The sequence below is a fragment of the Clostridium sp. genome (assembly GCF_030532265.1).
Taxonomy (GTDB): domain Bacteria; phylum Bacillota; class Clostridia; order Clostridiales; family Clostridiaceae; genus Clostridium.
On record NZ_JAUNLM010000014.1, the window covers coordinates 34,137 to 45,190 of the forward strand.

Sequence of the window (11,054 nt, forward strand, 5' to 3'; positions counted from 1 at the left end):
TACGTAGTTTTATTAATATATTTATTGTATAATTAATTTAAGTTTAACTTTAGAAAAAGAGGTGGAAAGCCCTTGGCATATACAGCGTTATATAGAGAGTGGAGACCAAAAACATTTGAAGATGTAGTAGGTCAGGAACATATAACAACAACATTAAAAAATCAAATATTAAATGATAGAATAGCTCATGCATATCTTTTCTGTGGAACAAGAGGTACTGGTAAGACTTCTACTGCAAAAGTATTTGCAAAGGCATTAAACTGTTTAAATCTTAAAGATGGTGAGCCTTGTAATGAATGTGATATGTGTAAAAAGATAAATGAAGGGTTAGCAATTGATGTTACAGAATTAGATGCGGCTTCAAATAATGGTGTAGATAAAATTAGAGATATTATAGATGATTCTAAATATCCACCACAAGAAGCAAAGTATAAGGTTTATATAATGGATGAGGTTCATATGTTGTCAACTGGAGCCGTTAATGCATTCCTTAAAACTTTAGAGGAACCCCCATCAAATGTAATATTTATCCTTGCAACAACAGATCCTCAAAAGCTTCCAATAACAATTCTTTCAAGATGTCAAAGGTTTGATTTTAAAAGAATAAATAATTCAGAAATAACAGGAAGACTTAGAACTATAGTAGAGAATAAAGGCGTTTTTGCAGATGATAAAAGTTTAAATCTTATTGCAAGAGTGTCAGATGGTGCTATGAGAGATTCCTTAAGTATATTAGATCAAGCCATTGCTATGGGAGATGGAAATGTAGATTATGAAGAGTTAGTATCAATGCTTGGGTTAGTTACAAATGAGTATTTATTTGATTTAACTTCTGCAACTATAGAAAGAAATATAGAAAAAGCTATAACTATAATTGACAAAATAGTATTTGCAGGGAAGGATGTATTTTTATTTATAAAAGATTTAATAGCACATTATAGAAATCTTTTAATGATTAAGGTTACAAATAACCCAGAAGAAGTTCTTGACATGTCACTTGAAAATATTGCTTTAGTAAAAGAGCAAGGTGATAGAATAAGAGTTGAGGAAATAATGAGAAGCATAAGAATTCTTCAAGAAGCAGAGACAAATGCAAAAATGTCAAAGCAAGCAAGATTATATTTAGAACTTGCAATAATTAAGATATGTAAAATAGAATATGATACATCTAATGAAGTAATTCTTAGCAGAATAAATAAATTAGAAGCAGCATTAAAGTCAGGAAAAATTCAAATCGAATCAGTGAATGCTGTTAATTCAAATAATATTAGAAGTAAGCAAGTAATAGATAATAGTACATCAAAAGGTGGAAACAATATAAATAAGAAAGATTCTAATAATATATTAGTAGAGGATGAAAATCTTTCAAATGATGTAACTATTCAATTAGTTAAATCTGCTTGGAAGGATATATTAGAAGAATTTAAAAACAGGAGAGCAATGATAATTTATGCATCAATAACAACAGGAAGGCCTATTGATTGCAAAAATGGTGTAATAACTATTCAATATAATGAGCAATATTCATTCAATAAAGATAGATTAGAAAAGCCTGAAAATAATAAAGTTGTAAATGAGGTTTTCTCTGAGGTTTTAAAAAACAAAGTGAGAGTTCATTTTACTGTTATTGATGAAAACAAAGAAAATTCTGATCCGGAGAAGGTTTTAACAGATATTATAGGAACTGAGTTTTTAGATATTATTGATGAATAAAGGCTAATATTAATTGGTACATTATAAAATGAAAAAACATATTTATATATAGTAGTTATACTATTAAATACTGAGCTTATATGTATAGTAAAGTAAAAGAAAATGCTATATAATTAGATTTAGAATCTATTAATAAGGAGGATATATATATGGCAAGAGGTGGATTCCCAGGTGGTATGGGAGGAATGAATAACTTAATGAAACAAGCACAGCAAATGCAAAAGAAAATGGAGCAAATGCAAAAAGAGCTTGAAGAAAAAGAATTTGTAGCATCAGTTGGAGGCGGAGCTGTAACTGTAACTGCAAATGGTAAAAAAGATATATTATCTATTAACATAAAGCCAGAAGTAGTAGATGAAGATGACATAGAAATGTTAGAAGATTTAGTACTAAGTGCAGTAAATGAAGCATTAAGAAAAGCAGAACAAGAAACTGCAAGTCAAATGGGTAAAGTAACTGGTGGATTAAACATACCAGGATTATTCTAATTTAAAAAATATATTTAAAGCCAGCTTTCAGCTGGCTTTTTATAATTAAATAGAAAAGTTGTTAAAAGTTAAAAACTGTATTAAACTATAAGATAGTTTTACGTATAGTAATAAAAGTAAAAGTAAAATTATATAATTTTAAGGGGAGATATTTATGGAATTTTATCCAGTTGCAATAGAAAAATTAATAGAAGAATTTGCTAAATTACCTAGTATAGGTAAAAAAACAGCGCAAAGATTAACTCTTCATGTATTAAATTTACCTGAAGATGAGGTTAGGGAATTTGCTGATGCTTTAGTTAAGGCTAGAGGAACTATTAAATATTGTTCAGTTTGTGGGAATTTTACAGATTCAGATCCTTGTGCAATATGCAGTAATCCAAGTAGAGATAAGAGTACTATATGTGTAGTAGAACAGCCTAAAGATATTATGACAATGGAGAAGGTTAAAGAATATAATGGTCTTTATCATGTACTTCATGGAAATTTATCACCTATGCAAGGAAGAGGTCCTCAAGATATTAGGATAAGGGAATTAGTTTCAAGAATGAGAGAAGAAATTAAAGAAGTTATTATAGCAACAAATCCTAATATAGAAGGTGAAGCAACAGCTATGTATATAGCTAAAATACTTAAACCGTTAGATGTAAAGGTAACAAGAATTGCTGCCGGGATACCTGTTGGTGGAGATTTAGAATACGCAGATGAAGTTACACTTTCAAAAGCATTACAAGGAAGAACTCAAATATAAAAAAAGAAGGGCTCATTAGAGCCCTTAATATAGATGGGAGTTAGAAGTTTTGTTTGAGAATGAGTGAAAAGCTTCTTATGATAACAATGTATGATTATTTTAAGAATGTGTTACTTAAAATTTAAAATTAGTTTCTTATTTATGTATTAATATTATAAAATTTGTCCATTATTATGAATAATAGAAATTAATAATAGAATAGTTATAAATAGAAAAAAACTTATGTATATATAAAATAAGATTTAAAATAAAGAAGGTGAGATTATGGATATTGAATTAATTATCTATGGAATAATAGGAATTATAATATTATATGTTCTTTTAAAATTATTAAAATGGCCAATTAAGTTACTATTAAATGGGATATGTGGAGTAATATTGTTGTATATTATTAATTTAATAGGAGTAAACTTTGGTATACATATTGGGATTAATATTATAACTGCACTTATTGCTGGAATATTTGGAATACCAGGAGTTATAGCTATAATATTATTTCAGATGTTTTTATAAAAATAAGTCATTTATCAATAATAATTTGATAAATGACTTATTTTTATATAATGAAATATAAACTATCTAAATATATCTAATTCTAATTTATCTGTTATATCTTTAAGCAATTTTATGCTAGCAATACTATTTCCGTATTTATCAAGAGCAGGACTGAATAAACCTATACCACATTTACTAGGAACTGATGATATAATACCACCACCAACACCACTTTTTGAAGGAACACCAACATGAACAGAAAATGTTCCAGATTCATCGTATAACCCACAAGTAGTCATTAATGATTTAACAACAGTAGCTGTTTCTATTGAAAATAATCTTTCATTATTCCAAGGCATAACACCTTCATTTGCAAGTACTGCACCCATTCTAGCTAAGCCTTTTGCAGTTACAAGCATAGAACATTGTCTAAAGTAAGAATCTAATATATCAGGTATATCACCTTTAATCATATTATTTCCTTTCATATAATAAGCAAGAGATCTATTAACATCCCCAGTAGCTTTTTCAGATAAATAAATTTCAGTATTTAATTCAATTTCATCATCATCCATTATTTTTTTAAAGAAATCTAATATTCTCCTTGATCTTTCTTCTGAATTTTTACCTTTAATAAGAGAATTTACTTTAATTGCGCCAGCGTTTATAAATGGATTAGTTGGTTTATTTCTATGATTTATTTGCATATTCATAATAGAATTGAATGCAAACCCAGTTGGTTCTGTACCAACTTCATTAAATACATTTTCAATTCCGTTATCCAATATAGCAAGTATTAAGGCTGGAACCTTAGAAATACTTTCTATTGCAAATCTTACTTCACATTCACCTGCTGAATATTCTCTATTATTTTCTAGATTATAGATTGAAATACCTAGTTGATTAGGATTAACTTCTGCAAGAGCTGGTATATATGTAGCGACATGTCCATCTTCAATATATATTTTATTTTTTTCTATTAAGTAGTTTAAGTTTACTTTATTTATATTCATAAATTCACCTCATTTTTAATTTATTTTCGTCTATTATTTGGCGTATAGCTAAAGCATATCACTGTAAAATTATCTATTCAATTAACTTAAAATGAATATTTATATGGTTATTTAAAATAAAGTAAACGAATGATTTATAAATAATTAATTTTTAAATATTTAAAACCTAATTAATTTAAGCATGATTTGTTTTTATATATAGCAATTAAGAATTTGTTAAGAATTTAATAAGAAATAATAATGTTTTATATTAAGAAGTTACATTTATAATTTTATTATAGAAAAGTTAGGGAGGTTACTAAATGAATGTTTTAGAGGTTAAAAATCTTAAAAAAGTAATCGGAAGACGTGAAATAATAAAAAATTTAAATTTTGAGGTAAAAGAGGGAGAAATATATGGTTTCTTAGGTCCAAATGGAGCTGGTAAAACAACAACTATAAGAATGTTAGTAGGACTTATAAAACCTACTTCTGGAGAAGTTAAAATATGTGGAGAAGATTTATTTAAAAATAAAGAAAAAGCTTTAAAAGATGTTGGAGCAGTTGTTGAAAATCCTGAACTTTATAAATATCTTTCAGGAAGAGAAAACTTAATGCAAATTGCAAGAATAAGAAATGTAAAAAAAGAAGAAGTTAATGAGCTTATAAAACTTGTTGGGTTAGAACATAGGATTAATGATAAAGTTAAAAAATATTCTTTAGGAATGAAACAAAGACTTGGGCTTGCAGCAGCGCTTATAGGAAATCCAAGGTTATTAATATTAGATGAACCTACAAATGGATTAGACCCATCAGGAATTATAGATTTTAGAGAAATAGTAAAAAAAGCAGCAAGAGAAAGAGGTATGGCTGTATTTATATCCTCTCATATATTAAGTGAGGTTCAACAATTATGTGATACTGTTGCATTTATAAATGATGGGGTCATAAAAGCTGTTGAAAATATGGAGGATGCAGTAACTGGAACAGAAAAAGAGAGTATAACATTAATTATTAATAATGATCAAAATAAAGTTTGTGAAATACTTTCAAGACAACCTTTTGTAATAACTTCAACTATATTAGATTCTAGAATAAATGTTGTTATACACTCAGGAACAACTCCTGAGCTTATTAAAACATTAGTTAATGAAAAAATATCGATAGAAGAAGTTTATAAAAATAGGGAAGGTTTAGAGCAAAGATATATGGAACTTGTTGAAGGAGGTATAAGATAATGTTATTTACCTTAATTAAGAATGAGTTAATTAAAATACTTAAAAGAGGAAAAACTTGGGTTGTATTTGGATTATTTTGCTTAGCAATGATTGGATTAGTTACTGTTCATAAGATAAGTGCAAATGATATGGAACACTGGAGATCTCCTCAAGGTCAAATAGAAATGATAGATAATAATTTAAAATGGCAAAAGGAGGAACTTAAAAATTCAACAAATAGTTTAAATGAACTTAAATCTAAAAATGAAAGTAAAGATGTTATAAAATCACAAGAAGAACATATTTTATATCTTAAAGGTGAAATTAAAAGATTAGAAGATGATAGAAAACTTCAGGAACAATTATTAAGTGGTGAGAAAACAATTGATTGGAGAGATTCATTAAGGTCTGATATAAAAGAACTAAAAAATAGCATAAATAGTATGGAACTACATGAAGAAAATAAGGCACATATAGAAGATTTAAAAAGAGAAATAGAAAAAAAGCAATATTTTTTAGATAACAATATTAAACCAATAGAACAATGGGAGTTTTATCCTGGCAATTTAGCTATTCAAGGAATGATGATATTAGGAATGGTTATATTAGTTTCTGGTATAGCTGTATTTATGAGTGATATAGTTTCAGGAGAATTTACTCCAGCAACAGTTAAATTTTTATTGGTTCAACCTATATCAAGAGCAAAAGTTATATTATCAAAATTTATAGCGGTAATAATAACTGTTGTTTCAATGATATGTGGTGTAGAACTTGCAACGTTTGGAATTGTTGGTGCAATTACAGGATTTGCTGATTTAAAAATGCCGGTTCAACTTGGCGTTAAATACCAAATAAATCAAGAAGTATTCTTAAGAGATGGATTTAAGCAGTTAGAGAAAGTTATAGGTTCAGGATATCAATCAACTATGGGAGATTTTGTTCTTAAGAGTTTCTTATTGCAAGTTTTATTTATAATAACTTGTTGTGCATTTATATTTATGATATCAGCTATATTTAAGAGTAGTATGATAACAATGGCAGTTTCAGTAATTATATCAGTTTCAGCAACTGTATTGCCTATGGTAAGTGAAAAATTTTCTGAAATTGCACAATATATTTTCTTAAATTATGGCAATACTCCAAGTATTATAAGTGGAGATATAGCATTTAATTATCATAGTAATATATATTTTACACCTAAGTTAGGAATAATAATAATGATAATAACAATTGTTATTTCTTATATTGTATCTCACATTGTATTTAGTAGAAGAGATATGTTGATGTAACTATGAAAAGAACAAGGTCAAAAAAAACCTTGTTCTATATTACGTTTACATTTTTTTTTAGTATTTACATATTTAATTAAAAAATATATAATAAATTCTGCTAATTTATTAACGATGTGAATTGAATTAAAAAGGAGATGATTAAATGCTTAAAATTATGAGAGCACCTTCAAGATACGTTCAAGGTGAAAATGCAATTTTAGAATTAAAAAATCATGTAGAAACATTAGGAAAATCTTTTCTTATTGTAGCTGATTCATTTGTTATGAATATGATGAAAGAAACTATTGAAAAGTGTTTTGAAAATAGTGAAAAAAATATTTTCTTTGAACTTTTTAATGGTCAAAGTACTAAGAAAGAAATTGAAAGACTACAAGATGTTATAAAAAGCAATAATTGTGATGCAATAATAGGTATCGGAGGAGGAAAAACTTTTGATACTGTTAAAGCAGTTGGACATTTTGAAGAAATACCAGTTGTTATAATACCAACAATAGCAGCAACAGATTCTCCTTGTACTGCACTTTCAGTTGTGTACAAAGAAGATGGCGAATTTAGTCAATATTTATTCTATCCAAAGAATCCAGATCTTGTATTAGTTGATAGTAAAATTATCTCTAAGGCTCCAGTTAGATTTTTCGTTGCAGGAATGGGAGATGCACTTGCAACTTTCTTTGAAGCAAGAACTTGTTTAAATGCTAAGTCACCTAACCTTGTTTCAGGTGCAGTATCTCAAGCAGGTTATGCACTTGCAAAACTTTGTTATGAAATATTATTAGATTATGGATTAAAAGCTAAATTAGCTGTTGAAAATTCAGTATCTACTCCTGCTGTTGAAAAAGTTTTAGAAGCATCAACTTATTTAAGTGGAGTTGGAGCAGAAAATGGTGGTCTTGCTGCAGCACACTCAATATATAATGGATTTACAGTTCTTGAAGAATGTGAAAAGTATATGCACGGAGAAATAGTTGCATTTGGTACATTAGTACAATTAATATTAGAAGATAGACCTATGGAAGAAATAGAAGAGGTTATAAACTTCTGTTTAGATGTAAATCTTCCAATAACTCTTAAGCAAATTGGATTAAAAGAAGTTAATAAAGATGACATAATGAAAGTTGCAGTTGCAGCTTGTGCTGAAGGTGAAACTATACATAATACTCTAGGTGGAGTTAAAGTTGAAGAAGTATTTAATGCTATACTTACAGCTAACTCATTAGGAGAACAATACATATAAAAATTTATAACATAAATAAAAATAACGTAGAAATTTAATTTCTACGTTATTTTTATTTATGTTAAATTTATATGTTTTAATTTAAAAATAAAGTTATAATTAATAGTATAAATTATTTATAATATAATTTATTTAAATATAATATAAATTTAAATTTAAAATATAGGGGGAATATTTAATGGCAGCAGGAGTTGGAGTTAATTGTTTAGAATGTCCGGAAAAAAAGAATGGTAATTGCAAAGGAAATGACTTACAATGTGTGTGTTTTAAATGTCCAAGAAAGTTAAGTGAATGTATAATAACAAAGTATTGTAGGGAAACTGAATCTGTACTGTACTTTAATGAAGAATATTAAAATAAGGAGATTTTGGGGCAATGAGAGAAGAAAAATTAAAAGAATTAAAAGAGTATATTAAAAATATACAAAAAACAATAGGGGCTTTAGAGATTATTTATTGGGATATGCAAACTAAAATGCCTAAGAAGGCCATAGAGCAAAGATCAGAGATAATTGAACATTTATCAGGTGAAGTATTTAAAATGACAACATCAGATAATATGGAAAAGTTATTAAGCTATTTTGATAAAAATGTGGAAGGCTTAAATGAAATTGATAAGGCTATAATTAAAAATGCAAGAAAAGAGTATAATGAAACAAAGAAGATTCCGGAAGATAGATATAGAAAATTTGTGGTGGCTCAAGCACTTTCTCAAAATGCATGGGAAGAAGCTAAAGAAAAGAAGGATTTTGAAATATTTAAACCACATTTAAAGAATATAATAGATTTTCAAAAAGAATTTATAGAGTATTTAGGATACAAAGATAATAAGTATGATACGTTATTAAATAAATATGAAGAAGGTTTAACTGTTAATAAACTTGATAAAGTTTTTGGAGAACTTAAAGAAGGAATATTAAATATACTTGAAAAAATAAATTCTAGTGGAAAGATAATAGATAAAAGTTTTTTATTAGGGGAATTTAATAAAAATTCTCAAGAAAAGATATCAAAGTTTATATTAAATAAGATGGGATATGATTTTGAAGCTGGAAGATTAGATGAAAGTATGCATCCTTTTACAACTAGCTTTGGGAACAAGGATGTAAGAATAACAACAAATTATAATATACCTGATTTTACATCAGCATTATTTAGTTGTATACATGAAGGTGGTCATGGAATATATGATCAAGATATTCCAGATGAATTTCAAAAAACAGGATTAGATACAGCTCTTTCAATGAGTATTCATGAATCACAATCAAGATTTTATGAAAATATTATAGGAAGAAGTAAGGAATTTTGGGAGTACTTTTTACCGTTTGTAAAATATGAGTTTGAACAATTTAAAGATATAAGTTTAGATAAATTTTATGAAGCTATAAATTATGTAAAGCCTTCTCTTATAAGAACAGAAGCAGATGAATTAACATATAGTCTGCATATAATAATAAGATATGAAATTGAGAAGGCGCTTATAAATGGAAATCTAGATATAGATGATGTAAAAGAAGAATGGAATAAAAAATACAAAGAGTACTTAGGAGTAGAACCATCAAATGATAGTGAAGGAATATTACAAGATGTTCATTGGTCAGATGGTTCATTTGGATATTTTCCAAGTTATGCATTAGGGAATTTGTATGGAGCTCAAATATTAGAAGTTATGAAAAAAGATTATAAATCTATGTATGATGATATAAGAATGGGAAACTTATATGGAATTCATAATTGGTTAAATGAGAATATTCATAAGTATGCTAGTTTATATTCACCTAGTGAAATAATATTAAAAGTTAGTGGAGAAGAATTAAATCCTAAATATTTTATAAAATATTTAGAAAATAAGTATTTAGAAATATATAAATAAATAAGTTAAAACTTAAAGCAGTATTTTGTAAAAATAAAAAATACTGCTTTATTTTTGTTTAAATTACAGTAAATTAATAAATTATATAAAAAAATATTCAATTTAACTTAACAAAATATAAACAAGTAAACAAATTAGTAAGAAAGTTATAGAATATGTGTATATAAATTGATAAAAGTAACAAATTTTAATAATTAGTAATTAATTGCATAAAAAAAGTTTTTACAGACCTTTTTGAAAACGATTAAAATGGCTTGCTTATTGGGTTTTTAAAATTAATAAATATACAATATGATGGTGAAAATGAGGAAAATGGCTAATTCTCAAGGTTTTCTAGACTTATCAAAATGATATTAGTATATATACTATGAAATACTTATTAATATTAAGTTATCAAATAATAATTTAGTTAAATTACTTATAATAATAATTTTTAGGATTTTGTGGCGTATTATAATGAAATTTAAATTTTGAATTAAATACTATAGTTGCTATACTTTGTGTAAAAGCTGAATTAATTTTTAAGCTTGTCGACAAATTTAAGAATATTAGTTCATTGAAAAATAAATATTGAAGGAGCGTAAAATTATGGATAATGGATCAGTAGAAAGTAAAAAAAGTTTAACTTTATTTGGATTCTTCGCAATAACAGCATCCATGGTAATGACAGTATATGAATATCCAACATTCGCAACTTCAGGTTTTCATCTAGTATTTTTCTTATTACTAGGCGGATTTTTATGGTTCTTACCAGTAGCTTTATGCGCAGCAGAAATGGCTACAGTTGATGGTTGGCAAGAAGGTGGAATATTTGCATGGGTAGGAAATACATTAGGTGAAAGATTTGGATTTGCAGCAATATTCTTTCAATGGTTTCAAATAACTGTTGGATTTGTAACAATGATTTATTTTATATTAGGGGCGCTATCATATGTATTTGATTTTCCAGCACTTAATACTAATCCAATTATAAAATTTATAGGTGTTTTAGTAATATTTT

11 protein-coding genes are annotated in these 11,054 nt (G+C 26.8%); 10 read left to right on the forward strand and 1 reads right to left on the reverse strand.

The features are described from left to right. The first annotated feature begins 72 nt into the window (after positions 1–72). The 4 genes from dnaX to Q4E08_RS05145 all read left to right on the forward strand — a co-directional run bounded on the left by dnaX (position 73) and on the right by Q4E08_RS05145 (position 3,465). Positions 73–1,713, forward strand: coding sequence for a DNA polymerase III subunit gamma/tau (gene dnaX, locus Q4E08_RS05130; protein WP_303129094.1), 1,641 nt, complete (start codon positions 73–75; stop codon positions 1,711–1,713). Between the two features lie 149 nt (positions 1,714–1,862). After that, complete coding sequence (locus Q4E08_RS05135; RefSeq protein ID WP_024614223.1) at positions 1,863–2,201, forward strand: YbaB/EbfC family nucleoid-associated protein; 339 nt, start codon at positions 1,863–1,865, stop codon at positions 2,199–2,201. 154 nt (positions 2,202–2,355) lie between these two features. Continuing rightward, entirely contained in the window at positions 2,356–2,952 is a 597-nt protein-coding gene (recR, locus tag Q4E08_RS05140) for a recombination mediator RecR (protein WP_303129097.1), read from the forward strand. Positions 2,953–3,216: 264 nt separating this feature from the next. Next, positions 3,217–3,465 carry a pro-sigmaK processing inhibitor BofA family protein gene (locus Q4E08_RS05145; protein WP_303129099.1) on the forward strand — a complete coding sequence of 83 codons (249 nt, stop codon included), beginning with the start codon at positions 3,217–3,219 and terminating at the stop codon, positions 3,463–3,465. Positions 3,466–3,527: 62 nt separating this feature from the next. Here Q4E08_RS05145 and glsA read toward each other — a convergent pair whose 3' ends face one another. Then, entirely contained in the window at positions 3,528–4,460 is a 933-nt protein-coding gene (gene glsA / locus Q4E08_RS05150; RefSeq protein WP_303129100.1) for a glutaminase A, read from the reverse strand. Between the two features lie 302 nt (positions 4,461–4,762). Between glsA and Q4E08_RS05155 the strand changes: the two genes are divergently transcribed. The 6 genes from Q4E08_RS05155 to Q4E08_RS05180 all read left to right on the forward strand — a co-directional run. Further along, a complete protein-coding gene (locus tag Q4E08_RS05155; RefSeq protein ID WP_303129101.1) occupies positions 4,763–5,677 on the forward strand; it encodes an ABC transporter ATP-binding protein in 915 nt (304 codons plus the stop codon). Further along, positions 5,677–6,945 (forward strand): ABC transporter permease, encoded by a 1,269-nt coding sequence (locus tag Q4E08_RS05160; protein ID WP_303129102.1) that lies wholly within the window; start codon positions 5,677–5,679, stop codon positions 6,943–6,945. The genes Q4E08_RS05155 and Q4E08_RS05160 overlap by 1 nt, the downstream gene beginning before the upstream one ends. Before the next feature lie 145 nt (positions 6,946–7,090). Then, positions 7,091–8,182, forward strand: coding sequence for a glycerol dehydrogenase (locus Q4E08_RS05165; RefSeq protein WP_303129103.1), 1,092 nt, complete (start codon positions 7,091–7,093; stop codon positions 8,180–8,182). A 178-nt stretch (positions 8,183–8,360) separates the two neighbouring features. After that, positions 8,361–8,537, forward strand: a complete 177-nt coding sequence (locus Q4E08_RS05170) for a hypothetical protein (RefSeq protein ID WP_303129105.1) — start codon at positions 8,361–8,363, stop codon at positions 8,535–8,537. A gap of 20 nt (positions 8,538–8,557) precedes the next feature. Beyond that, positions 8,558–10,054, forward strand: coding sequence for a carboxypeptidase M32 (locus tag Q4E08_RS05175; protein ID WP_303129106.1), 1,497 nt, complete (start codon positions 8,558–8,560; stop codon positions 10,052–10,054). Between the two features lie 588 nt (positions 10,055–10,642). Then, on the forward strand, positions 10,643–11,054 hold a 412-nt coding region (locus tag Q4E08_RS05180), incomplete at its 3' end, for an amino acid permease (RefSeq protein WP_303129108.1).

Coding starts and splice junctions, on each gene's coding strand:
- Q4E08_RS05165 (WP_303129103.1), top strand. CDS start 7,091: ATGCTTAAAATTATGAGAGCACCTTCAAGATACGTTCAAGGTGAAAAT.
- Q4E08_RS05135 (WP_024614223.1), top strand. CDS start 1,863: ATGGCAAGAGGTGGATTCCCAGGTGGTATGGGAGGAATGAATAACTTA.
- glsA (WP_303129100.1), bottom strand. CDS start 4,460: ATGAATATAAATAAAGTAAACTTAAACTACTTAATAGAAAAAAATAAA.
- Q4E08_RS05155 (WP_303129101.1), top strand. CDS start 4,763: ATGAATGTTTTAGAGGTTAAAAATCTTAAAAAAGTAATCGGAAGACGT.
- Q4E08_RS05175 (WP_303129106.1), top strand. CDS start 8,558: ATGAGAGAAGAAAAATTAAAAGAATTAAAAGAGTATATTAAAAATATA.
- Q4E08_RS05145 (WP_303129099.1), top strand. CDS start 3,217: ATGGATATTGAATTAATTATCTATGGAATAATAGGAATTATAATATTA.
- Q4E08_RS05170 (WP_303129105.1), top strand. CDS start 8,361: ATGGCAGCAGGAGTTGGAGTTAATTGTTTAGAATGTCCGGAAAAAAAG.
- Q4E08_RS05160 (WP_303129102.1), top strand. CDS start 5,677: ATGTTATTTACCTTAATTAAGAATGAGTTAATTAAAATACTTAAAAGA.
- recR (WP_303129097.1), top strand. CDS start 2,356: ATGGAATTTTATCCAGTTGCAATAGAAAAATTAATAGAAGAATTTGCT.